The following is a 24,611-nucleotide window of genomic DNA, read 5'->3' as shown; positions in this document are numbered from 1 at the left end:
ATGGCGTCCACGACGGTCACCCCGGCCCGCAGGGCCGCGCGTACGGTGCCGGACCTGCTCGCCTGGCGGGCCGAGGCACACCCCGACCGGGTGGCGATCGAGGTGCACGGCGCCGCGACGCTGACCTTCGCGGCGTGGGAGTCGGCGGCCGGCGCGGTCGCCGCGGCCCTGCACCGCCGGGGCGTACGTCCCGGCGACCGGGTCGGGCTGGTCTTCGGCGCCCGCGACTGGGTCGACTTCGCGGTCGCGTACTGCGGGGTGCAGCGGGCCGGCGCGGTGTCGGTGCCGCTGTCCGACCGGCTGGCGCCGGGACAGCTCCGGCACGCCCTGGAGCACTGCGCGGCCGCCGCCGTGCTGCACGGCGGTGCCGCCGGTACGGGTCCGGACGGCGCCGACGGGCTGCCGGCGTACCCGGTGGCGGAGCTGGCCGGCGAGCCGGCCGGTGACGCGCCGGTGGTCGACCACCGGGTCCGGCCGGGCGACCTGGCGCAGATCCTCTACACGTCGGGCACGACCGGGCGGCCGAAGGGGGTCGGCGCGACGCACGCCAACCTGACCGTGCACGCGCCCAACCATCCGCGCCGGCTGGCGCTCGGCCACTCCGAGCGCTTCCTGCACGCGTTCGCGATCGGCACCAACGCCGCGCAGACGATGCTGTTCAACGCGCTGTCCGCCAAGCCGACGGCGTTGACGCTGGCGCAGTTCACGCCGGGCCGGTTCGCCCGGCTGATCGCCACCCCCGGCACCGGCACCGTGTTCCTGGTGCCGTCGATGGCGATCGAACTGCTCGACTCCGGGGCGCTGGCCGGCCGCGACCTGTCGCACGTACACCTGATCGGGTCGACGGCGGCGGCGCTGGCACCGGCGGTCGCCGCCCGGCTGTCGGCGGCGTTCCCGTCCGCGGCCGTGGTCAACTACTACTCGTCGACCGAGGCCGCCCCGGCGCAGACCACGATGATCTTCGACCCGGCGCGGCGCGACGCGGTGGGCAAGGCGGTCGGCGGCACCCTCATGATCGCCGACGACGACGGCGAGCCGCTGCCGGCCGGCGAGACCGGCCACGTCTGGCTGCGCTGCGACCATCCGCGCGCCTACTACCGCGACGCCGAGGCCAGCGCGGCCACGTTCCGCGGCGAGTGGGTCCGGATGGGCGACATCGGCCGGATGGACGCCGACGGCTACCTCTACCTGACCGACCGGCACCAGGACGTGATCAAATCCGGGGCGTTCAAGATCTCCAGCCTGGAGGTCGAGGCGGCACTGCACGAACACCCGGCGGTCGCCGAGGCGGCCGTGGTCCCGGTCCCCCACCCGGTCCTCGGGTCGGCCGTCGCCGCCGTCGTGGTGGCCCGTCCGGACACCCCGCCCGCCGACCTGGAACTGCCCGCGCTGCGCGGCTTCCTCGCCGGCCGGCTCACCGACCACCAACTGCCCACCCGGGTGCTCGTCGTCGAGGACCTGCCGCGCAACGAGGGCGGCAAGGTCGTCAAACGGGAGCTGATCACCCGCTTCGAAACCCAGGCCGAAACTCAGGAGGGTCCGTGACCACCGCCGAGGCGACGTACGCCCAACACGCCGTCTGGTTCACCGAGCAGGCCGGCGTCGCCGGCACCGCCTACCACATGGCGCTCGGGATCCACTTCGACGGCACGCTCGACGAGCGGGCGCTGACCGAGGCGTGCACCGCCGTCATCGCCCGGCACGAGGGACTGAGCAGCGCGGTCGAGACCGATGCCGACGGGGTGCCGCACCTGGCGCCCGCCACCGAGAAGATCACCCTGGGCAGCGGGCCGCTCACCGACGACCGGGTACGCGCCGAGATCGACCGCCCGTTCGACCCGCGCCGGGGGCCGCTGGCCCGGTTCACCCTGCTGACCGGCGCCCCCGACCGGCACCTGCTGCTGGTGACCGCCCACCACCTGGTCTTCGACGGCATGTCCAAGGACGTGCTGGCCCGCGACCTCGCGCACGCGTACGACGCCGCCGTCGCCGGCCGCCCCGCCGACCTCGGCCCGGCCGCCGACCACAGTGGACACGCGGCGACCGAACGGGAGCGGGTCGCCGCCGCGCTGCCGGCCGCCCGCGACTACTGGGCGGGCCGGTGGAACCCGCCCGGCGACGTCGTCCTGCCCGGCCTGACCCGGCAGCCGGTCGCCGCCGCACCGGGCGCCACCGTCGAGTTCGACCTCGACGCCGACCTGGTCGCCGGCACCGCCCGGCTCGCCGCCGACCTCGGCGTCAGCCGCTTCGAACTGCTGCTGGCCGCCGTCCACGCCCTGCTGCACCGGTACGGCAACGAGGCGCTGCCGGTCGGTGTCGGCCTGTCGACACGTACGCCGGACACCGCCGGACAGATCGGCCTGTTCGTCAACGAACTGCCGGTGCCCGCCCCCGCCCCGGACGCCACCTTCCGGGCGTACGCGTGCGCGCTGCGCGCCGAACTGCGCCAGCTCTACCGGCACCGGGACGTGCCGCTGGCGCAGGCGGTCAGCGGGCTGCGCCCGGCCACCGCGCTGACCCCGGTGTCGGTCGGCTACCGGCGCCGCGCCCCCGAGCCGGCGTTCACCGGCGTCGCCAGCCGCGTCGACTGGACGATCTTCGGCGGCACCGCCCGCAACGCGCTGCACGTGCAGGTCGTCGACAGCGGCACCGGCCTGACCGTCGGCCTGCAGCACAGCCCGGACGCGATCCCCACCGACGCGGTCGCCCGGATCGGCGCCCACCTGCGCACCCTGATCGCCGGGGCGGTCGCCGACCCGGACCGGGCCGTCGACGAACTGCCCATCCTGCCCGACCGCGAACTCGACCTGGTGCTGGAGATCTTCAACGGCACCGCCCGCGACTACGCCGCCGACAGCCTGCCGGCCCGGTTCGCCGAGCAGGTCCGGCAGCGCCCCACCGACATCGCCCTGGTCGACGGGGACCGGGAGCTGACGTACGCCGGGCTGGAGGCGGTCAGCGGCCGGCTCGCGGCGGTGCTGCGTGACCGTGGTGTCGGCCCCGGTTCGCTGGTCGCGGTCGGGCTGCACCGCTCCTGGACCGCGGTGGCGACCCTGCTCGCCGTACTGCGCGCCGGAGCGGCGTACCTGCCGGTCGACCCGGACCTGCCGGCGGCCCGGCAGGCGGCGATCCTCGCCGACGCGGCACCCGCCCTGGTCGTCACCACCGCGTCGGCCACCACCGCCGACGTCGCCACGGAACTGGCCGGCGGGCCGGACGTGCTGCCGGTCGACGACCTCGACACCCTGCCGGAGCCGGCCGGCGTCCCGGCGACCGCCGACCCGGCCGGCACCGACCTCGCGTACGTGCTCTACACCTCGGGCTCGACCGGCCGGCCCAAGGGCGTACGGGTGCCGCACGCCGCGCTGGCCAACCTGCTGTACGCCATGGGCGACGTGCTCGACAGCCGCCCGACCGACCGGTGGCTGGCGCTGACCTCGATGTCGTTCGACATCTCGCTGGTCGAGATGTTCCTGCCGCTGGCCACCGGCGGCCGGGTCGTCGTCGCGTCCGGGGTCAGCGCCGCCGACGGGGCCGCCGTCGTCCGGCTGGTCGAGTCGCACGGGGTGACGAACGTGCAGGCGACCCCGTCCGGCTGGCGGGTGCTGCTGGCGGCCGGCATCGGCGGCGCCGACCGTGAGCTGGTCGCCCTGGCCGGCGGCGAGGTGCTGCCGACCGCGCTGGCCCGTGAGCTGCACGACCGGGTCGCCCGGGTGGTCAACGGGTACGGCCCCACCGAGGCGACGATCTACGCCACCACCGACGAGGTGACCCGGGGCCGGGAGGTGACGATCGGCCGGCCGGTCGCCAACGCCCGCGCCTACGTCCTCGACCCGCGGCTGCGTCCGCTGCCGATCGGCGTACCCGGCGAACTGGTCCTCGGCGGCGCCGGGGTGGCCGACGGCTACCTGGGCCGGCCGGAGCTGACCGCCGACCGGTTCCGCGCCGACCCGTACGACGCCCCGCACGGGCGGCTCTACCGCACCGGCGACCTGGCCCGGTGGACCACCGACGGGCGGCTGGAATTTCTCGGCCGCGCCGACCACCAGGTCAAGATCCGCGGGCACCGGGTCGAACTCGGCGAGATCGAGACGCGGCTGCTGGAGCACCCGGCGGTCACCGGCTGCGCGGTCACGCTGCGCGACGGCGACGAGGGCGACAGCCGGCTCGTCGGCTACGTCGTGCCGGCCGGTGTCGCGCCCGACCCGGCCGCGCTGCGCGCCCATCTGGCCGAGACGCTGCCGGCGGTGATGGTCCCGGCGACCTGGGTCTTCCTCGACGCGCTGCCGCTGAGCCCGAGCGGCAAGCTCGACCGGGCCGCGCTGCCCGCGCCGGCCCGGGAGCGGACCGGGCCGGCGGCCGGCGCGCCCGGCGACGCCGGCCCGGACGACGGCACGGCGGTCGCCGACGAGGTGGTCGAGGAGATCCGGACCATCTGGCAGGACGTCCTCCAGATCGACGACATCGGCCTCGACGAGGACCTGTTCGACCTCGGCGGCCACTCGCTGACCATCACCCGGATCAGCAGCCGCATCCACCAACGACTGGGAGTTGAATTGTCACTGGAGGTCTTCTTCGAAATGCCCACGATCGCGGAGATCGCCGAGGTCGTCCGGGAGGCCCGTCGATGACCGCGGCCGGCCCGCTGCACCAGCGGCTCGCCGAACTCGTCCACGAGGCAACCGGCGGCGCGGTGCCGGTCGCCGACGCGCTGGCCGGTGACGTTCCCCTGGTCGCGCTGGGCCTGGACTCGCTCGGACTGCTCCGGTTGATCGATGCGATCGAGAGCGAGTACGACGTCGAGATCGACCTCCAGGGCAACACCGGCAGCCTCGACGACATCGCCGCACATCTGGCCGAACGGGTTTCCGCGACTCCTCCGACAGGCCGGCTAACGTAGAGGGCGGCTGCCGGATGTCGGCCCGATACCGGCTCGGCTACCGTAAACTGCCGACTTTCCCGGGTTACCGGGCAACTGTGAGGTGGTGTTGATGAGTCCTGACAGGGAGCATCCGCTGCTCGACGTCACGTCGACGTTCGATCTGCGATCGTTCGCCGAGTTTCGCGAGACGCGGAGCCGCGATTCCGCGACGAGTGGCATCGCGGCATCGCTACCGCCCGGTGCGGCGCTCCTGGCCATCCACCAGGGTCCCAACGCCGGCGCCCGGTTCCTGCTCGACACGGACCTGACGACGAGCGGCCGGCACCCCGACAGCGACATCTTCCTGGACGACGTGACCGTGTCCCGGCGGCACGGCGAGTTCCACCGCAACGGTGACACCTTCACCGTGCGTGACGCGGGCAGCCTCAACGGCACCTACGTCAACCGGGAACGGGTCGAATCGGCCACCCTCAACGACGGCGACGAGGTCCAGATCGGAAAGTTCCGGATGACCTTCATCGCCGCGCAGCGCCGCCCGCACCACGACGCCTGACCCCCGGACGCGACACTTCGACGGTCTCGCACCCGCCTGCCCCCGTCGGGCGGCGGGTGCGGGACCGTCCGGCCGGGCGACCGTCCCACCGGGTGGTCGCCCGCCGGCCCGGAAAACGATCATGCTTGGATGGGGGCATGCCTACTCGAGGTGAGCGTGGCACGGGTGACGGCGGCCGTGGATCCGGGGACCGCTTCGTCCCGGTCGACCGGCTGTCCGCCCTGGCCCGTGCGCTGCTGAGCGACGATCTCGGCGGCCGGGACGTCGTACCCGCCCGACTCGCCAGCCGGGTCACCGGGCAGGCCGACGAGTGGGCCGCCCACGGGTTCACCGAGGAGACCGTACGACCCTGGCGCGAACTGTCCCCCGAGGCCGCCGGATACCTGGCGAGCCGGGGCGTCGACCCCGCCGTGCTCACCCTGTCGGTGTCGCCCGGTGGGATCGGTCCGGTGCCGCTGGCCACCGCGATCGCCACCCACCAGATCCCGGTGCAGCGGGCGTACGAACTGCTGGTGCTGACCGGCGAACACCCGCGTACGCCGCTGACCGGCGAGCCGGCAGCGGCACAGCCTCCGCCGCGGGCGGTCGCCCCGGTGGTCTTCTCACACGTGCCCGCCGACTCCGACACCTGCCGGTAGACACCGCTCCACTTTGGAGCTGTCAGGCGTTGTCCACCGTCTGTGAGAGATGTAACGGGCGCATTGACCGGGGCGCCGGGCGGGCCGACCGTGGACGTCATGAGCTATCGCCCAGCGTCCGAAGATGATCAGATCCCGCCCGACCTGGCGCGCGTTCGCGACGAGGTGGCGTGTGAGCTGTACGCGCAACTCGCGCTGCGCGGAGAGACGATCGATCAGGCCGACGTCTGTGGGGTCGCCCACTCGGTGGCGGTCCGGCTCGGCGGGAGGTTCCGGATCGAAGAACGCCCCGGACCCGACGCCGGCCCGGGCGACGACGACTCGCTGGGCCTGGACGGCGCGACCTTCCACGGTTCGGTCCTGCCCGGCGGGGACGGCCGGGGACCGTCGGAGCGGTACCCGGTTTTCGACCGGGCATGGCCGGCCCGCCCGTGACGGGTTGCCCGGCGGCGCTCCCCGAAGCACCGACCGGGACATGATCGTCTGCTGCTGAGGTGCACGAGGACGGCGTGTCGTACGGCTTCTCGACTAACGATCATGAGCGGCGGGCCCGAGTCTTGTCCCGCCGGGGGCGCCCGTCAGTCGAAGGTGACGTGGGCGAAGGCGAACGGCTCGGCCAGGTCGGCGTGGCGGCTGCGCAACCCGTCGAGTTCGCGGGCCAGCGCCGACCGGGCGACGAGTTCGGGTTCCACTGTGGACAGGTTCTTGAGGCGTTCGCCGACCGCCATCACCGCCAGGTCGGCGGCGAACCGCCCCGGGTCGACGCCGCAGGAGAAGCCGTGCTGCCAGACCCGGACCCGTTCGAAGACCGACAGCCCGGCGCGCACCTCCACCCAGGCCCAGCCCTCGGCGGGCCCGTCGGTCCACCGTACGTGCAGGTCGCGGATGATCGGGTCGGTGAGCTGCCGGCCGGCGTACGCCTCGACGGCCGCCGCCCGGGCGAGCGCACCCAGGTCGTTGACGTGCCCGGTCCGGCCGTCCGGCAGCCGGCCGAGGATGTCCCGGAAACCGGGCAGCCCGTCGGGCGGGTCACCGGCGGGATCGGCGGTGGCCCGCTGGAAGGCGCGGGCGTCGAGGACGTACTCCACGATCCGCCGGGCGACCGGCGGCAGCGCCGCCGACTCGAACCGCACCAGGCCGAACCCGGCCGCCGCGCACACGGTGCCGGTCATCCGGTCGGTCCGCGACGCGTCCGCCTCCCGCCGGCCGGGGTCCTCGAACCGGATACCGGCCAGCGCCGGGCCACCGCCGGCCTCGTGTACGACGTAGTCGAGCCGGGTCCGCAGCGCCGACGACCACTGGTTGCCGGTGATGCCGGCCGGCCGGCGGTGCAGCACCGTGCTCAGCCGGCGGTCGACGTGCACCAGGTGGCCGCCGCGCTCGAAGGTGTCCGGGCCGGCCGGCGACCCGTCGGGGCGGCGGGTCACGGGCACCGGCCGCGTCTGCGTGGCGTCGGCGGACTTCACCATCTGTCCCCTGTCTTCGTGTGGTGCGTCGGCGGGCGGCGGCCCGCGCCCATGGTAGGACCCGGCCCGGAGCACGCGTCGGACCGGATGTCGCAGGGCGTCGTTACAGTGCGGCCGACGATCAGGTGGCGGCAAGAGGGGGCAGCGGGTGCGTGACTTCGAGTTCGTCGACGGCGGTTCGGCGAAGTTCTGGCGGATCGACCGCAACGGCTCGTCGGTGACGGTCAGTTACGGCCGGCTCGGCACGGAGGGCCGCACCCAGGTCAAGCACCTGGGGTCGGAGCAGGCCGCGATCGCGCACGCCGACCGGCTGGTCGCCGAGAAGGTCCGCAAGGGATACGTCGAGGCCGGCGGGACGCCGTCCTCCCCCACCGCGCCGGTAGCGGCGGCGGCCGACGCCGCCGAAGCGGCCCCGGCCGGGCCGGGCGACACCGGAGCAGCCGAAACCGGAGCGGACGACGCCGGGGCGGACGACGCCGGCCCGCAGTCCCGGCCCGACGAGGACACCCTCGTCATCCCGGTCGCCTGGCGGCGCCGGATGCACCCGCGCCGCGGCGGGCTGGCCAGCTCGACGACCGTCGACCGCAGGGCGGTCGGGGTGGCGGCAACCCTGTTCGAGAACCACCGGAAGCAGATCGAGCGGATGTTCGCCCGTACCGACGCCGACCTGGCACTGGTCGCCGAGGTCGAGCCGGTGCTGCGCGACGGCCTGCGGGCCGGGCTCGCCGACCCGGCCCTGACGGCGCGCGGCGCGGCCGCCGTCGCCGCCGCCGTCGCGAAGGCGGTGACCTGGTCCGACGAGGACAAGCTGCGGGCCTTCGCCGACGCGTGGACGGCCGTCCGCGGGACCACCTTCGCCGCCCGCGCCACCCTGGAGGTCTACGGGCTGGCGATCAGCCCGTCGTCGCGGCTGCTCCACATGAGGGACGTCCTGGTCCGCCCCATCACCGATGACGAGGCCAGGTCGGTGTGGAAGTGGCCGGCGGAGTCCATCACGGTACGGATGCGGAGCCTGCTCGCGGCGGCCACCGACGACGACTACCTCGAGGCGACCGCGGTGATCGCCGAATACCGGGACAAGCTGGTCGTGCAGCGGGTGACCACCTCCTACCTGGTACCGACCCGCACCGACTGGGTCGACGAGGACCTCACCGGCACGGTCAACCGGTCGCGGCTGCTCTGGTCGCTGTACACCCGGGAGCAGTTCGAGACGTTCATCGCGGGCCGCCTGCAGGGACACGGGGATCCCACCTTCGGCGACCTCGCCACCGTGCTGGAAGCGGTCGGGCCGGCGCCGGTCGCCACCTACATCGCCTGGTTCGGCGACCACATGGCCGCCGACGGCGAGAAGCGGCTCTACACGCTGCTGTCGACGCTGCCCACCGACGAGGCGTTCGCCACCCTGCTGGACCGCATCGACAGCCGCTACGCGCAGCCGGCGCTCACCGAGGCGATGGTCCGGTTCCCGGTCCGCGCGCTGCGCCTGATGCCCGCCGCCGCGACCGGCCAGACGGCGAAGGCGAGGCTGCTCGCGGACCTGCTGCGGATGCACGTCTCCGGCAACCCCGAGCTGGTCGCCGCGACACTGCCCGACCTGCCGGAGGCCGACCGGGCCCATCTGGCCGCGCTCGCCGACGACGCGGCGCGGGTCGCCGAGGCCCCCGCCGAACTGCTGCCGGAACTGCTGCGCAACCCGCCGTGGACGGCACGGTCGACCGCCCGGCCGGTGGTGGTGACCGGGCTGACGCCGGTCGAGGAGGCGGCCGTCGCCTGGCGGCCGGGCGAGCGCGACGAGTGGCTGGCCACCCACTGCAACTGGATCGCGACGACGCCCGACAAGGGTCGCACCTGGGAACAGACCCGGGACGCCTACCTGGCCGGCAACCTCCGCCACCACCTGCGGGTCGGTCTGATGATCGGCGCCCCGAAGGAGATCGTCCGCCCCCTGCTGGCCAACTGGCATCCCACCCACAACTGGGACGCCGCCGAGTGGGGCCGGGTCCTCGCCGGCCGGTACGAACTGGACGCGCTGCCGGCGATCCTGCGGATGGCCCCCACCGCCCCGACCGCCGTCGCGGAACTGCTCGCCCCGTACGCCAGCAGTGCCGCCGCCCCGCTGATCGCGCAGTGGCTGCAACGACTGAAGTCGGCCCGCCGGCCGGCACTGGCCTGGCTGACCCGGCACCCGGAGGTGGCGGCGCGCGCCCTGGTGCCCGACGCGCTCGGCAAGGCCGGACCGGCCCGGCGCAACGCCGAGGCCGCACTGTGGGCGATCAACACGGCCGGCCACGGGGAGCGGGTGCTGGCGGCCGCGGGGACGTACGGCGAGCCGGCCCGGGCCGCGATCGCCACGCTGGTCGCCACCGACCCGCTGGCGGTCCTGCCGCCGAAGCTGCCGGTGGTGCCGGCCTGGGCGGACCCGATGATGCTGCCGCCGGTGCTGCTGCGCGACCGTCGGCACGCGCTGCCCCGTACGGCGGTCACCCACCTGATGATGACGCTGGCGCTGTCCCGGCCCGGTGAGACGTACGCCGGGGTCGACGTCGTACGCGACCTCTGCGACCCGGTGTCGCTGGCCGAGTTCGGCTGGGGGCTGTTCCAGCGCTGGCTGTCGGTCGGCGCCCCGGCGAAGGAGATCTGGGCGCTGGACGCGCTGGGGCTGATCGGCGACGACGACACCGTACGCCGGCTCACCCCGCTGATCCGGGCCTGGCCGGGCGAGGCGGCGCACGGCCGGGCGGTGTCCGGGCTGTCGGTGCTGGCGTCGATCGGCACCGACGTCGCCCTGATGCACCTGCACAGCATCGCCGAGAAGGTGAAGTTCAAGGGGCTGAAGGAACGGGCCGCCGAGAAGATCGCCGAGGTGGCCGAAGACCTGGGGCTGAGCCCGGAGGAGCTGGCCGACCGGCTGGTGCCGGACCTCGGGCTCGACGCCGACGGCAGCCTCACCCTCGACTACGGGCCACGGCGGTTCGTCGTCGGCTTCGACGAGCAGCTCCGGCCGTACGTCGCCGACACCGCCGGGCACCGGCGCAAGGAGCTGCCGAAGCCGGGCGTACGCGACGACGAGTCGCTCGCCCCGGAGGCGTACAAGCGGTTCGCCGGCCTGAAGAAGGACGTCCGGACCATCGCCGCCGACCAGATCCGCCGCCTGGAACGGGCGATGGTCACCCAGCGGCGGTGGACCGGGGCCCAGTTCCGGGAGCTGTTCGTCGGGCATCCGCTGCTGTGGCACATCGTGCGCCGGCTGGTCTGGGCGATCTACGACGACGCCGGCACGGTCACCGGCTTCCGGGTGGCCGAGGACCGTACCCTGGCCGACGCCGACGACGAGACGCTGACCCTCGCCGACGACGCCTCGGTCGGCATCGCCCACCCGATGCACCTCGGCGAGGCGCTGCCGGCCTGGTCGGAGCTGTTCGCCGACTACGAGATCGTGCAGCCGTTCCCACAGCTCGGCCGCGAGGTGCACCGGCTCACCGACGAGCAGGGCGAGGCCACCGAACTGGCCACCGTGGCCGGCATCACGGTCCCCACCACGGCCGTGCTCGCCCTCGAGCGGCGCGGCTGGAGCCGGGGCGAGCCGATGGACGGCGGCGTCCAGTGCTGGATGGAACGGCCCCTGCCCGGCAACCGCACGCTGGTGGTCGACCTCGACCCGGGCATCATCGTCGGGCTGGTCACCGAGTGGAAGGAGCAGAAGCTCTCCGAGGTGTGGATCAACAACGCACCGCGCGGCGACTTCGGCCGCTGGCGCGCGAAGGGGCTGCCGTTCGGCGTACTCGACCCGGTCACCGCCTCGGAGGTGCTGCGCGAACTGGCCGAACTGACCGCCGCCCAACCGTGACGGAGGTGTCGTGAGCAACCGGATCCGCCAGGTCGCTGCTGGTGACGACACCGCCCGCCGCGCTCGCGGTGTCGTCAATCATGACCGGGTCGCGCTGTGTCATGGTGGGGCGTGACGTCACGTAAGACCCCCACGCCCACCCCGGACGCCGACCGTTCGGGGCTGATCCGGCAGCTCCTGCGGGAGTTGCGCGGCTGGCGGCCGACGCTGGCCCGGCTGCGGCAACTCGTCCGCAGCATGGTCACGTCGTTTCTCGTGCTGAGCGGCACGCTGTGGCTGATGCCGGGGGTCAACGTCAACGGCGTCGTCGCGATGCTGTGGCTGGTCGTGCTGGTGGCGGTGGTCGGCGCGCTGCTGCGGCCGCTGCTGCTGGCGCTGGCGACGGTCCTCGGCGGGCTCGGCGCGCTGCTGGTCGGGGCGAGTGTGCAGACGATCGTCATGTACGTGGCGCTGCGGCTGGACCCGGCCTCACACCTGTCCGGGCTGCCGGCCGCGTTCGCCGCGGCCTGGATCGCGGTCGCGCTCGCCGCGGTCGTCAACTGGTTCGCCGACGCCGGCACCGACGACGCGTTCACCGCCGAGGCGTTGCGGCTGATGGGCCGGGTACGGCGGGTCCGGGCCCGGTCCGGGCTGGCACCGGCCGGGCGGGGCGAGCCGGGCCTGGTGGTGGTGCAACTCGACGGGGTGCCGACGCCGCTGCTGCGGTGGGCGGTGCAGGCCGGCAACCTGCCCAACATCGGCCGCTGGCTGCGGTCGCGCAGCCACACCCTGACGAGTTGGCACACCGGGCTGCCGGCGACCACGCCGGCGGGCCAGGCCGGCATCCTGCACGGCGACGCCCGGTCGGTGCCGGCGTTCCGCTGGTACGAGAAGGACGCCGAACGGCTCATCGTCACCAACCGGCCGCGGGACGCGGCGGTGGTGGAGCGCCGGCTGTCGGACGGCAACGGCCTGCTGCGCGACGGCGGGGTGAGCATCAGCAACGTCTTCTCCGGCGACGCGCCGATCACGCTGTTCACGATCAGCCGGGCGGCGTTGCCGGGGCGCCGGACGCGTGGCTACGCGGCGTTCATGACCAGCCCGTACGGCTTCACCCGCGCGATCGTCCTCGGCTTCGGCCGGATGCTCAAGGAGGTGCACCAGGCCCGGATCCAGCGGCGCCGCGACATCCGGCCACGGGTGGGGCGGGCCGGCGCGTTCCTCGCGCTGCGACCGCTGACCGCCCTGCTGCGCGACCTCAACGTCACGCTGATCGCCGAGCAGATGGCCCGCGGCGCCCCGGTGATCTTCTGCGACTTCGTCGACTACGACGAGGTGGCGCACCACGCCGGCCCGGCCCGGCCGGAGGCCCTCGAGGCGCTGACCGAGCTGGACCAGATGCTCGGCATGCTGCAGCGGCTGGCGGTCGAGGCCGACCGTGACTACCACCTGGTGGTGCTGTCCGACCACGGGCAGAGCCAGGGCGCGACGTTCCAGCAGCGGTACGGCGAGACACTCACCCAACTCGTCGGCCGGCTGACCGGCACGCTGGCCACGCCCGAGCCGGCCCCGGAACCCGCCGAAGGGCTGCCCGCACCGGACCGGCCGGTCCCGGTCGCGCACACCGACCGGGCCGAGCCGGCGCCGGTGACCCGGCCGGCCCAGGTCGACCAGCCGGCGCCGGGCACGACCACGGACCGGCCGGTCGACGCGGACGCCGACCGGGCGGCCGTCGGGTCGGCGCCGCCGCTGCGGGCCGCCCGGCCGCGCCGCCCGCGGCACCGGCCGGTCGGGCACCGGCTCGGGGACGGCCTGTGGACAGGCCGCGCCGACCGGGAGCAGCCGCCGCGGGCCGCCGCGGCGACCGGTGCGGTCGAGACCTGGGGACCGGTGAACACGCTGCTCACCGAGATCGCCGGCCAGCCGGGTGCGGGTGCGGCGGCGACCCGGGCGGCGATGCGGTCACGGACCACGGACCGGCAGGTGACGCTGGGCCCGGCGGGGGCGGAGACCCGTACGGCGGCCCGCCCGGAGACCGACTCGGTGGTGGTGGCGTCCGGCAACCTGGCGATGATCTACCTCCCCCATCGTCCGGGGCAGGTGGACCGGGCCGGGATCGAGGCGGCCCACCCCGGGCTGGTGGCCGGGCTGGCCGCCCATCCGGGCATCGGGCTGGTGGTCGTCGCCGACGGCGAGCGGGGGCCGGTGGCGGTCGGGCACCGGGGCGAGCACCGGTTGCGGGACGGCGTGGTCACCGGTGAGGACCCGCTGAAGGGCTACGGGCCGCGGGCCCGCGGCGATCTGCTGCGGCACCAGGAGGTCGACCATGTCGGCGACCTGGTGCTGATCAGCGCGATCGACCCCGGCACCGACGAGGTGGCGGCGTTCGAGGAGCTGGTCGGCAGTCATGGCGGGCTCGGCGGCTGGCAGACCGACGCGGTGCTGCTGCACCCGATCGGGTGGCGGATCGACGAGCCGGAGCTGGTCGGGCCGGACAGCGTCCACCGGCAGCTCGTCGGCTGGCTGGAACAGCTCGGGCTGCGCGAGCGGTCAGTGCCCGCGGCGGGTCTGCGCGAGGCTGATCAACTGGGTGACGAGCAGCACCACGATCACCGCGACGAGGACGCTCTGCCACGGTTTCGGGAAGATCGCGCCGCCGAAGATGCCGATACTGGCGTACACCGCTGACCACAGCAGGCAGGCGGGGGCGTTGGCCAGCGCGAACCGCCGCCAGTCGAGGCCGGTCACGGCGATGGTGAGCAGCACCGGGATGCGCCCGCCGGGCAGCAGCCGGGAGACCAGCAGCACCGGGATCTCCCGCTCGTGCAGCCGCTCGGCGAGTTCGTCGAGCCGGTGGCCGGCGCGCAGCCACCGTACCCGGCGGGCGAACTGTTCCCCGCCCCAGCGGCAGACGACGTAGGTGACCGCGTCGCCGGCGTACGCGCCGACGGCGCCGGTCAGCACGACGACGACGGTGGTCAGCGGGTGCTCGTGGAAGGCGAGCGCGGCGGCGGCGCTGACCGCCGCGCCGGTCGGCACGACCGGTATGACCGCGCCGAACGCCACCACCGCGAGCAGCCAGGGCAGCCCGTAGAGAACATCGGTCACGTGGGCGGGTCCAGGGTCAGGCTGGCGCCGGGTACGAGTTCGGTGACGCTGGTGCCGGGGGCGGTCGCGGCGGCGTGGCGGGTGAACCGGGCACCGGGCTCGTGGAACATGTACGGCCGTACCCGGGTCATGCCGACCGGCCAGAACGTGCCGAAGTGGATGGGTACGGCATGCCGGGGCGCGGCCCGCCGGACGGCCTCGGCGGCGGTGACCGGGTCGAGGTGGCCGTGGCCGAGGGTCGGCCCCCAGCCACCGACCGGGATCAGGGCGAGGTCGAGCGGGCCGAGTTCGGTCATCTCGTCGAACAGGCCGGTGTCACCGGCGAACCAGGTGTCGGCGGCGCCGTGCACGGTGTAGCCGACGGCCAGCGCCCGGTGCCGGGACCACGGGCCACGGCCGCCGTGGTGGGCGGCGGGTACGGCCCGGACGCGCAGGGCGTCGACGGTGGTCTCCTCGCCGGGGGCGAGTTCGACGTGGCGGACGTCGGCGCCGAGCGCCCGGCGCAGGAAGGTGCCGGCGCCGGCCGGCACGACGATCGTGACGTGCGGCGGCATGCGGCGCAGCGACGGCAGGTCGAGGTGGTCGGCGTGCAGGTGCGAGACGAGTACGGCGTCGGGCGCGCCGGGCAGCCGGGGGGTCGGGCCGCGCATCCGGCGCAGGTGCGCGACCCGGTTGCCGAGCACCGGGTCGGTCAGCACGCGTACGCCGGAGTCCTCGATCCAGACCGTGCTGTGGCCCCACCAGGTGACGTGGACGCTGGTTGTCACTCCGACACCGTACGGGTCCCCGCCCGCTTGCGTTGATCAAGGGCTAATCGTGGGGGTTTTGTCGCAATCCACCCGCGACGAGTCCTCGATCGACGAGTCGGGACCGGCGGGATCGGGGGTGGGGTGGGTGCTCCAGGCTCGGGCCAGGGCGGCGCAGACGATCAGCTGGATCTGGTGGAAGAGCATCATCGGCAGCAGGAGCAGCCCGAGGCTCGCCCCGCTGAACAGCACGGTGGCCATCGGCAGGCCGGTGGCCAGACTCTTCTTCGAACCGCAGAAGACGATGGTGACCCGGTCCTCGCGGGAGAAGCGGAGCAGCCGGGCAACGCCGTACGCCAGGCCCAGCACGGTAGCGAGCAGTGCGGTCACGACGAGCAGCAGGCCGGCCAGCCGGCCGGGCGAGACCTGTTGCCAGACACCGGCGACGACCCCGGCGCTGAACGCGGTGTAGACCACCAGCAGGATCGAGGAGCGGTCGACGATGCCGGTCAACCGCTTGTGCCGGCCGAGCCAGTCGGCGGTCCAGCGCCGGGAGAGCTGCCCGGCGGCGAAGGGCACGAGCAGTTGCAGTACGACCGCGCCGATGGCGCCGCCGGTCAGCGAGACGCCGCCGGTCCCGGTGAGCAGGGCGGCGGCCAGCAGCGGGGTGATCCCGATCCCGGCGAGGTTGGAGAACGACGCGCTGAACACGGCGGCGGGTACGTTGCCGCGGGCCATCGAGGTGAACGCGATCGAGGACTGGACGGTGGACGGTACGGCGCACAGGAACAGCAGCCCGAGGTGCAGGTCGTTGGTGAGCAGGGTGGGTACGAGCAGGCCGGCGGCGATGCCGAGCAGCGGGAAGACGGCGAAGGTCAGCAGCAGTACGACGATGTGCAGCCGCCAGTGGCGGGCACCGGCGAGGGCGGCCCGGGGCGCGATGCGGGCACCGTGCAGGAAGAAGAGCACGGCGACCCCGATCTTGGCGATCGTGCCGGCGACGTCGGCGGCGGTGCCGCGTACGGGCAGCAGGGTCGCCACCACGACGAGGGCGAGCATCGCGACGATGAACGGGTCGATGACGAGCCACCGTGGCCACCGCACTGCGCGCATCCCCTCTCCTCGGGTCGGCGCCGGTGGCGTACCAACCCTGGTCGTCACGGCCCCGACCTGCTCCTTCGCGGATCGGCACCTATTCTGCGGCCGGCGATGGTGATCGGAAAAGGCGATCAGCCAACTGACTGTCATCACGTGGTGCGATAACCTTCGGCTGATGTACGACGCCGTGCAGTTGCGCAGTTTCCTCGCCGTGGCCCAGGCCCTGAGCTTCACCCGGGCCGCCGAGCGACTCGGCGTACGCCAGTCGACGGTCAGCCAGCACGTCCGCAAGCTGGAGCGGGAGGTGGGTCGGCCGCTGTTCGCCCGGGACACCCACGCGGTCGACCTGACCGTCGACGGCGAGGCACTGGTCGGCTTCGCCCGCGACATCCTGGAAGCCCAGGACCGGGCCCGCCGGCACTTCGCGACCCAGCCGGTACGCGGGCGGCTGCGGCTCGGGGTCTCCGACGACCTGGTCGCGACCCACCTGCCACAGGTGCTGCGCGACTTCCGGCGCAGCCATCCGCTGGTCGACCTGGCCCTGACCGTCGACCTGAGCGGCTCGCTGCACCAGCGACTCGACGCCGGCGAACTCGATCTGCTGTTCGCCAAGCGGCTCGCCGGGCAGTCCCGCGGCCGGCTGGTGTGGCGGGACCGGCTGGTCTGGGTCGGCGCGCCGGGGCTGCGGCTGGACCCCGACGAACCGGTCCCGCTGGTGGCCTATCCCCCGCCGAGCATCTCCCGGGCGCAGGCCCTGGCCGCGCTGAGCGGCGCCGGCCGGAGCTGGCGGTTCGCCTGCGTGAGCGGCAGCCTGGGCGGGCTGGTCGCGGCGGCCGGCGCCGGGCTCGGGGTGCTGGCCCACTCCCGGGGCCTCGTCCCGTCCGGCCTGGTGCCGATGCCCGCCGGCCACCGCCTGCCGCCGCTGGGCGAGGTCGAGGTGATCCTGCTGCACCGGGCCGGCCCGCCGACCCCGTCGGTGGCGGCGCTGTCGGCGGCGGTTCTCGGCGTGGCCGGACCGGACCCGGCCGGCGCCGGGCCGGGCTGAGCCGGCACCGCCCACGAGCGGACCGCGCCGGCGAACGCCGCTACTCGAAGTTCCGGCCGACCAGGTCGAGGGCCTGCTCCATCACCTCGGCCAGGGGACGGGCCCCCTGGCCCTCCAGCCACGTCTCGACGGCGATCCGTTGTGCCGACAGGAACGCGGCCACCATCAGCCGGGCGGCGAGCGGGTCACCGGTGCGCCGGCTGATCTCCTGGGCGAGTTCGCGTTCGGTGTTGGCGTGTACGGCCATCTGCTGGGCCCGCAGCGACGGGTGCAGGCGGATCAGCCGGGTCTGGGCGACCCACCACGGATCGAGTTCGTCCCAGTCGGCGTAGCGCGAGGCCGCGACCTGGCGCAGCGCCTGCCACGCCGTCTCGTGCTCGGGGCGGGACCGGGCCTCGTCGAGCAGCCGGCGCACCCGGACGCGGTCCTCGTAGAGGAGCGCGTCCTCCTTGTTCGCGAAGTAGTTGGAAAACGTGCGCCTCGACACGTTGGCCTCGTCGGCGATCGCCTCGACGGTGACCTCGGACAGCCCGTGCGCGATCGCCAGCCGCATCGCCGCCTGGTGCAGCGCCAGGCTGGTCGCGGCCTTCTTCCGGTCGCGCAGCCCCTGGCCGTCGGGGCCGGCGGGGGCGTCGCACGCCTGCCGCGGCCGTCCGGCGTCGTTCGCGATCTGCCCGGTCTCCACGGCGTGCACGATACCCACCTTCCCTGAAAGCTGCCCACTGAGCAACTTTGCGCATTGGGCAAGATCGTGGCAACCTTGTTCCGACCGCCACGACCCGTTATGGAGGCAGCGCGGATGAGCGCCAGTTCCACCGCCGCCACACCCGTCATCGCACCGCCCGCCGCACCGCCACCACCGGCTCCCGCGATGACCCACCGGCAGATCCTCGAATCGCTCAGCGGCCTGCTGCTGGTGCTGTTCGTGGCGATGCTCAGCGGCACCGTCGTCTCCACCGCGCTGCCCCTGATCATCGGCACGCTCAACGGCACCCAGACCCAGTTCACCTGGGTGGTCACCGCGACCCTGCTCACCGCCACCGCCACCACGCCGATCTGGGGCAAGCTCGCCGACCTGTTCGACAAGAAGAAGGTCGTCCAGGTCGCCATCGTGCTGTTCGTCGTCGGATCGCTGGTCAGCGGACTCGCCCAGACGGCCGGTCAGCTCATCGCCGCACGCGCGTTCCAGGGCATCGGCGTCGGCGGCCTCCAGGCCCTGGTGCAGATCGTCATCGCCGCGATGATCCCGCCCCGCGAGCGCGGCCGCTACAACGGCTACGTCGGCGCGGTCGTGGCCGTCGCCACCGTCGGCGGCCCGCTGCTCGGCGGCCTGATCGTCGACGTCTCCTGGCTCGGCTGGCGGTGGTGCTTCTTCGCCGGCATCCCGGTGGCGGTCCTGGCGTTCGCGGTCCTGCACAAGACGCTGCGGCTGCCGCACGTACCCCGGGCCGGCGTCCGCATCGACTACCTGGGCGCCGGACTCATCGCCGCCGGGGTCAGCCTGCTGCTCATCTGGGTGTCGTTCGTCGGCGGGCCGTTCGCGTGGCTGTCCTGGCAGAGCGCGGCGATGGTCGGTGGCGGGCTGGCCATCCTCGCCGGGGCCGTACAGGTCGAACGGCGGGCCGCCGAACCCGTTGTGCCGCTTTCCATCATCCGCCGCCGCGACACCCTGCTGGCGATCGTCGCCAGCACCGCGGTCGGCATGGCGATGTTCGGCGGCGCCGTCTTCATCGGCCAGTACTTCCAGACCGGCCGGGGCTACGGGCCCACCGAGGCCGGCCTGCTGACCATCCCGATGATGGCCGGCGTGCTCGTCTCGTCGACGGTCAGCGGATCACTGATCAGCCGGAGCGGCCGGATCAAGCCGTACATCGTGACCGGCACCGTCGTGCTGGTCGGCGGGTTCGCCACGCTGGCGGTCATCGACCACGAGACACCGCTGTGGTTCGTCGGCGTCGGGCTGGCACTGGTCGGCGTCGGGGTCGGCATGACCATGCAGAACCTGGTGCTGGCGGTGCAGAACACCGTGCCGCTGCGCGAACTCGGCGCGGCCAGCTCCGCGGTGGCGTTCTTCCGCTCGCTGGGCGGCACGGTCGGCGTCTCGGTGCTCGGCGCGGTGCTGGCCAACCGGGTCGCCGCCAACATCGGCGGTGGCCTGACCGGCGCCGGCGCCGACACCAGCAGCCTCAACACGACCGCGCTGCCGGAATCCGCCCGCGAGGTGGTTCAGGCCGCCTACGGCGACGCCACCGGGCTGATCTTCGCCATCAGCGCCGGCATCGCCGTCGTCGGGGTGGGCGCCGCGCTGCTGCTCAAGCCGGTCCGATTGCGTACCAGCCTCGACCTGACCGCTCCGGCCGCCACCGACGCAGTCGCGCCGCCGGCGCCCGCCGTACCCGGCAAGTCCGCGACACCGGTCACGGCCGGCACCCAACGCGAAAGCGCGCGGCACACCCGCTGCTGACCGCCGCCGGGTCCGGGGTCGACGACCCCGGACCCGGCGGGTCGGTCACTACTCGGCGGTGGCAGTGGCCGCCGCCGCGGCCTGCTCCTCGCGGCGCCGCAGGGTGCGGATCCACGCCTGCGCCGTGTGCCGGGGCACGTTGTAGTGGTCGGCGATCGCGCCGGCGCTGCCGGCCTGCTGCAACACGAGCGCCAGATCCTCCGGCGAGCGGCGGTAGTTGCGCCCGCTGGCGGCCGGCGCGGCCTTCTTCGCCTTGGCCCGACCGGCCTTCGGCGTCGCCGCCCGGCCGGCCTTGTCCGCGTCCTCGGCGGCGTCCGCCGCCTTCTTGCCGGCCTTCCGGGTACGCGTGGCCGGGGCCGCCTTCTTCGTCGCCCGGCGGGCGACGGGTGCCTTGCGCGGTCGCGGCACCGGAGCACCGGCGACGTCGGCCACCGGCCCGGCCGGCGGCTCCTCGACCGCTTCGACCACGGCTTCGACCTCGGCGTCCACCTCGACCGGGGCCGGCGCCTCGGGCACCGGCTCCACGGCCGGCTCGGCGGCGATCGTCGCGGCGGTCGGCGTGATCGCGGTGGTCGCCGCCGACGGGTTCACCGCGCGCAGCAGCAGGTCGAGGTCGACGGCGGGAAGCTGGTTGGCGGTCAGCCCAGCCCCCTCCGACGGCCGGACCAGCAGCTCGGTGATGCGCGCGGCGCCGCCTGTGACGTCGATGCGAAGTGTCGTGGTCGCCTGGGACGTGTCGTCCGGGGCGATGGTGATGGTGTAGGAACTCACCGCAATCAGATCCTCCGTTGAGTCTGCATGAGGTGACCACGGGCTCCGGCCGAGCCGACGGTCACCGGAAAAAGCCTTTGACATAAGTGCCGGCGGACAAATTACCGTCGCCCGGTCAGCCCTGACCAGCACCGACGTCGGTAACCTGTGCCACCGGGGCGAGTGGCGCCCCGGCCGCGGACCCTGTCGCACCCCCGAATGGTGACAGTTACTCTACGTTGGACCCCCAACGCCCGCAGCCGGACCCACCAACTCGCCGGATCGAACCCGGGTGACACCGCGCCGACCGCGACCGTCCCGGCGGCCCGGTCGTCGACCGGGGCCGTTCCATGGTCGTGGTCCTGACCCAACCCGACGCGCTCGCCATGGATCTCGGCGAGGTGGCCCGGCCGAACGGCTGCCCGCCTCAGAGCACCGAACCCCGGGTGCGACCACTGTGGAACGTGACGGGGGCGGCCACGCTGCCGCACGCCACCGAAGCGTCGAAACGCGCCGCTCATGGTTCGGCGTTGCGGCCTTCACGATCGCCACACCGCCGGCGGTCGACCGGAGACAGCAATCACCTCCCGCCGGCGCCATGTCCCGGGTTGCGGTCGGATGCTCCGCCGCCCCCGACCCGCAGGTGCCCAGGGGCGGATCCGGTCAGTTCGCCGGCTCGGAGCAGGGCAGGTGCCGGGCGTACCGGGACGTGCGGCCCGCCACCCCCGGCGACCTCGCCGGCCGCCACTGCCCGGACGCGCCACGCCGTGGGCGTTCCACGCTGATGTGACAAGGATCGCACCTTTTAGCCGCTCTGACCGTCCCGTCGCCCCACCCATCGACCACCGACGCTGCCGTGAGCGCGGGACGGGCCGCCTCCCCGACCCGCCACGACCGGTCCCGCCCCCTGCCCGACCACCTCATCGGTAACGACATAGCCGCAGGTCAGCGGCTTATGGCCGGGATACCGACGGCCCCCGTACGCTGGATCGTCGTGCCCCGTCCCGCCGTCCGCCGCCCCGGTCGACAGCGAGCCGAACGGGGCCGCCTGTCAAACCGGCCGCCGTCGCGCGCCGGGCGGCCACTCCCGCGCCCTGGCAGGCTGCTCCGCGAAAAGAGGCAGTGGAGGAGGCACCGATGACCTCGTCACCAGACGCGACAGCCGTGGCATCCCCCGGCGAGAAGGCCGAGGCTCACCGGTCGCCGGTGGCCCGCGGCCGCGACCGCTACCTCGACCTGTGGCGGGCGGCCGCGCTGGTACGGGTGGTCTACTACCACATCTTCGGCGGCGCCTGGCTGACCCTGCTGTTCCCGGCGATGGGTCTGATGTTCACCCTCGGCGGCTCGCTCATGGCCCGGTCCCTGGACCGGGGCGGCCGGCGGGCGGTCGGTGCCCGGCTGCGCCGGCTGCTGCCGCCGATCTGGGCGTTCGGTCTGGTCGCCGTCGCCCTGCTGGTGTACGCCGGCTGGCGTACCCCGCCGCCGACCACGCTCGGCTGGGCCGACCTGCTCTGGTGGCTGTTCCCGGCCCGGGTGCCGCCGGTCGGCGGCGACGCGTGGGCCTGGACCTTCGTCGCCGTGCTCTGGTACATCACGACGTACCTGTGGCTGGTGCTGCTGTCGCCGGCCCTGCTGGCGATCTTCCGCCGCTGGCCGTGGCCGAGCCTGGCGGGCGCCGTCCTGCTGCCGGTCGCGATGCTGTTCGACGTGGTGACCATCGGCGGCTACTTCGCCGAGCAGGCCGACCACGTCAGCGCCTACCTCGCGCTGTGGATGCTCGGTTTCGCCCACCACGACGGCCTGCTGCGCCGGATCCCGGCCCGCCGGTACGCGATGGGGGTCGGGGTGCTCGCCGTGGCCGGCGCCGGATGGGTCTGTGTCGCCGCGCTGACCACGACCGGCACGTTCGACCTCAACCGCATCCCGGCCGGCAAGACGCTGTGGTCGATCGCGTTCGTCGCCACCGTGCTGCGGTTCCGGCCCCGGCTGGAATGGCTCGAACGGATCAAGCCGCTGGACCGGGTGGTGGACCTGCTCAACGGCCGGGCCGTCACGATCTACCTGTGGCACATGCCGGCCGCCCTGCTGGCCGCGCTCCTGTTCACCCCGAGCGGTTTCGAGCCGGGCGTGACCGAGATCGTGCTGCGGCTGGCGCTCGTCTGGCTGCTGGTCGGGATCGCGGTCGTCCTGTTCGGCTGGGTGGAGGATCTCGCCGCCCGGCGCCGGCCGACGCTGCTGCCCCGCCCGTCGGCGCCACGCACCGCCGACACCACGACGGCCGGCACCGCCGGCCCGGCGGCCCCTGCCCTCCCGACTGTCCCCGCCCTCCCGGCCGCGCCTCACGCTCTGGCCGGCCCGACAGTGCCGGTCGCCCCCGCCGCCGGCCCGGCCGGGCCGGCGGTGCCGCCGCCCGTCGCGGTGCCATCGAATCGACCGGTCGGACGGCCGGCCGGGCAGTGGAACCGGATCATGGTCGCCGGGGTCGCGGCCGTCGCGGTCGCCCTCGCCGCCGCAGGGGCGAAGGTCGTGCCCGGCCCGGTGGGCGGCAACGAGCAGGTCCAGGCCGAGAACGCCCGCTACCTGTCCGACATGCTGCTGGTCGTCGACGGCACCCCGGCCGTCGACCAGCCCGATCCGGAGCCGCGTACCCGGCCGGGTGCGGTCGACCTGGACGGGGCCACCTATCCCAACGCGGTCGTGGTGGCCGCGCCGAGCCGGCTGCGGGTCACCCCGCCGACCGGGTGCGAGCAGTTGCGGGCGGTCATCGCGGTCGCCGACGCGGACGCGGACGACGTCGAGGTCACGTTCACGGTGCAGGCCGACGGCGAGGCCGTGTACGGGTCGGGGCCGCGGACCCGGGTCAGCGCCGCCGAACAGATCGACATCGGGATCCCGGCCGCCACCGTCGTCGACCTGGTGGCGACCAGCGCCACCGGGAACGCGTCGGCGATCTGGGCCGACGCCCGCTTCGTCTGCCCGTCCTGACGGGCCGCGGCGCCTGGAGCGCCGGGGTCCGGGCCCGCCGGGGCCGCGACGACCGGTCCCCGGGTACGCCGACGTCCCGGCGCCTCGGGTCGGGGCGCCGGGACGGGGCGGTTCACCGGGGCGTCAGCAGCGACCGGTCGTGGCCGTGGCGCTGTTGAACGAGCCGGCGACGGCGCGCAGGGTGAAGCCGCAGTCTGAGGGGCCGATGCCCGGCACCGTCACGGTCCGCTCGCCGGTGCCGGCGTGCGGCTGCAGGCTCGTGGTCTCGTACGTGTAGTAGGCGTACGGGATGTTCACGCCGAGCCGCGGGTCCCAGCGGTTGCCCCAGCGCTGCGTCTTGACGGTCAGCTGCCACGAGGTCTCCTCGACGGAGTTGTCCACGAAGGCGAACTGGGCGATGCCGTCGGTGCTGCGGGAGAGCATGCGCAGGTTGGTCGGGGCGGCCAGCGTCCCGTTGTACGTCTTGCAGCCGAGCTGCGGGTTGCCCGGGTGATGGGCACCGGTCGGGACCACGCTGATCGCGTACGCGCAGACCTGGTGGGTGCCGAGCCCGGCCGGGATGGTGGCCTCGTAGCCGCGGTAGGCGCCGTACGACGGGTAGACCTGCGCCACGTCGGGCCGGTAGGTGTTGGCGGTCAGGGTCTGCTTGAACACGCCGTCGATGTAGATGTCGACCAGCAGCGGGCTGCTGCCGCTGTCGGCGTCGTACGCCCAGCCGCCGACCCGGACGGCGTTGCCGACGTAGGTCACGCCGTCGAGCGAGCCACGGGCGGCGCTGTCCCGCACGGTGGGCTCGGGCTCGTAGCCGGGGTCGCAGGCCGGCGGCGGTATCGGCCGGTCACAGTAGGGGTCGGCCTGGGCCGGGGCGGCCAGTGCGGCGCCGAAGGCCACGGCCATGGTGACGACGGCGGTACGCGCCAGCAGTCGCTTCATCGTTGTTCCTCTCAGGTTCTGCCCACCGTTGTGGTGGTGAGAGGAACGCTAGAGGGACGGCGGGTCGTGCCGCCCGGCCCCGAACCGGTTGCGGCACGATCCCGGGAGAGTCCACTG

Annotated in this window: 17 protein-coding genes and 1 pseudogene; 11 read left to right on the top strand and 7 right to left on the bottom strand. The window is 74.1% G+C overall.

Annotated elements, in window-relative coordinates; all coding sequences use genetic code 11:
* The 6 genes from AB0M79_RS24305 (at window position 1) to AB0M79_RS24280 (ending at window position 6,508) form a co-directional block, all read left to right on the top strand.
* Window positions 1-1,545 (top strand): AMP-binding protein, encoded by a 1,545-nt coding sequence (locus tag AB0M79_RS24305; protein ID WP_364217645.1) that lies wholly within the window; start codon window positions 1-3, stop codon window positions 1,543-1,545.
* Entirely contained in the window at window positions 1,542-4,631 is a 3,090-nt protein-coding gene (locus AB0M79_RS24300; protein WP_364217643.1) for an amino acid adenylation domain-containing protein, read from the top strand. Before AB0M79_RS24305 ends, AB0M79_RS24300 begins: the two co-directional genes overlap by 4 nt.
* Window positions 4,628-4,900: an acyl carrier protein gene (locus tag AB0M79_RS24295; RefSeq protein WP_364217641.1), complete on the top strand. Its 273-nt coding sequence runs from the start codon at window positions 4,628-4,630 to the stop codon at window positions 4,898-4,900. The genes AB0M79_RS24300 and AB0M79_RS24295 overlap by 4 nt, the downstream gene beginning before the upstream one ends.
* A gap of 88 nt (window positions 4,901-4,988) precedes the next feature.
* Window positions 4,989-5,435, top strand: a complete 447-nt coding sequence (locus AB0M79_RS24290; RefSeq protein ID WP_357534870.1) for an FHA domain-containing protein — start codon at window positions 4,989-4,991, stop codon at window positions 5,433-5,435.
* A 137-nt stretch (window positions 5,436-5,572) separates the two neighbouring features.
* A complete protein-coding gene (locus tag AB0M79_RS24285; protein WP_364217639.1) occupies window positions 5,573-6,073 on the top strand; it encodes a hypothetical protein in 501 nt (166 codons plus the stop codon).
* A gap of 99 nt (window positions 6,074-6,172) precedes the next feature.
* The gene (locus tag AB0M79_RS24280; protein WP_364217637.1) at window positions 6,173-6,508 is read left to right on the top strand and encodes a hypothetical protein; all 336 of its coding nucleotides are present in this window, start codon (window positions 6,173-6,175) and stop codon (window positions 6,506-6,508) included.
* Window positions 6,509-6,651: 143 nt separating this feature from the next.
* On the opposite strand, the gene AB0M79_RS24275 is transcribed toward AB0M79_RS24280, so the two are convergent.
* Window positions 6,652-7,542 (bottom strand): hypothetical protein, encoded by an 891-nt coding sequence (locus tag AB0M79_RS24275; protein WP_364217635.1) that lies wholly within the window; start codon window positions 7,540-7,542, stop codon window positions 6,652-6,654.
* A 145-nt stretch (window positions 7,543-7,687) separates the two neighbouring features.
* Between AB0M79_RS24275 and AB0M79_RS24270 the strand changes: the two genes are divergently transcribed.
* Complete coding sequence (locus tag AB0M79_RS24270; RefSeq protein WP_364217633.1) at window positions 7,688-11,386, top strand: DUF4132 domain-containing protein; 3,699 nt, start codon at window positions 7,688-7,690, stop codon at window positions 11,384-11,386.
* 111 nt (window positions 11,387-11,497) lie between these two features.
* Window positions 11,498-14,053, top strand: coding sequence for an alkaline phosphatase family protein (locus tag AB0M79_RS24265; protein WP_364217631.1), 2,556 nt, complete (start codon window positions 11,498-11,500; stop codon window positions 14,051-14,053).
* A 33-nt stretch (window positions 14,054-14,086) separates the two neighbouring features.
* Here AB0M79_RS24265 and AB0M79_RS24260 read toward each other — a convergent pair.
* The 3 genes and pseudogenes from AB0M79_RS24260 to AB0M79_RS24250 all read right to left on the bottom strand — a co-directional run.
* Window positions 14,087-14,404: pseudogene (locus AB0M79_RS24260) on the bottom strand (VTT domain-containing protein); the annotation flags it as partial.
* 65 nt (window positions 14,405-14,469) lie between these two features.
* Window positions 14,470-15,240 carry an MBL fold metallo-hydrolase gene (locus tag AB0M79_RS24255; protein WP_357534720.1) on the bottom strand — a complete coding sequence of 257 codons (771 nt, stop codon included), beginning with the start codon at window positions 15,238-15,240 and terminating at the stop codon, window positions 14,470-14,472.
* A gap of 36 nt (window positions 15,241-15,276) precedes the next feature.
* Complete coding sequence (locus AB0M79_RS24250) at window positions 15,277-16,332, bottom strand: bile acid:sodium symporter family protein (RefSeq protein ID WP_364217628.1); 1,056 nt, start codon at window positions 16,330-16,332, stop codon at window positions 15,277-15,279.
* Between the two features lie 160 nt (window positions 16,333-16,492).
* On the opposite strand from AB0M79_RS24250, the gene AB0M79_RS24245 reads away from it, so the two are divergent.
* The gene (locus tag AB0M79_RS24245) at window positions 16,493-17,362 is read left to right on the top strand and encodes a LysR family transcriptional regulator (RefSeq protein WP_364217626.1); all 870 of its coding nucleotides are present in this window, start codon (window positions 16,493-16,495) and stop codon (window positions 17,360-17,362) included.
* A gap of 40 nt (window positions 17,363-17,402) precedes the next feature.
* On the opposite strand, the gene AB0M79_RS24240 is transcribed toward AB0M79_RS24245, so the two are convergent.
* Complete coding sequence (locus AB0M79_RS24240) at window positions 17,403-18,056, bottom strand: TetR family transcriptional regulator (protein WP_364217624.1); 654 nt, start codon at window positions 18,054-18,056, stop codon at window positions 17,403-17,405.
* Window positions 18,057-18,233: 177 nt separating this feature from the next.
* Between AB0M79_RS24240 and AB0M79_RS24235 the strand changes: the two genes are divergently transcribed.
* Window positions 18,234-19,826 (top strand): MFS transporter, encoded by a 1,593-nt coding sequence (locus AB0M79_RS24235; protein WP_364217802.1) that lies wholly within the window; start codon window positions 18,234-18,236, stop codon window positions 19,824-19,826.
* A 48-nt stretch (window positions 19,827-19,874) separates the two neighbouring features.
* Here AB0M79_RS24235 and AB0M79_RS24230 read toward each other — a convergent pair whose 3' ends face one another.
* Window positions 19,875-20,597, bottom strand: coding sequence for a hypothetical protein (locus tag AB0M79_RS24230; RefSeq protein ID WP_364217622.1), 723 nt, complete (start codon window positions 20,595-20,597; stop codon window positions 19,875-19,877).
* A 1,116-nt stretch (window positions 20,598-21,713) separates the two neighbouring features.
* Here AB0M79_RS24230 and AB0M79_RS24225 point away from each other — a divergent pair.
* Window positions 21,714-23,561 carry an acyltransferase family protein gene (locus tag AB0M79_RS24225; protein ID WP_364217620.1) on the top strand — a complete coding sequence of 616 codons (1,848 nt, stop codon included), beginning with the start codon at window positions 21,714-21,716 and terminating at the stop codon, window positions 23,559-23,561.
* 123 nt (window positions 23,562-23,684) lie between these two features.
* Here the strand turns inward: AB0M79_RS24225 and AB0M79_RS24220 are convergent, their stop codons facing one another.
* On the bottom strand, window positions 23,685-24,494 hold the full coding sequence (locus AB0M79_RS24220) for a hypothetical protein (protein WP_364217618.1): 810 nt from the start codon (window positions 24,492-24,494) through the stop codon (window positions 23,685-23,687).
* Window positions 24,495-24,611 lie beyond the last annotated feature (117 nt).

Origin of the sequence: Polymorphospora sp. NPDC051019 (genome assembly GCF_040683055.1) — a bacterium.
GTDB classification, from domain to species: Bacteria; Actinomycetota; Actinomycetes; order Mycobacteriales; family Micromonosporaceae; genus Polymorphospora; species Polymorphospora lycopeni.
Note: the sequence above shows the minus strand (reverse complement) of the source record. Positions and strands in the feature narration are given on the sequence as shown.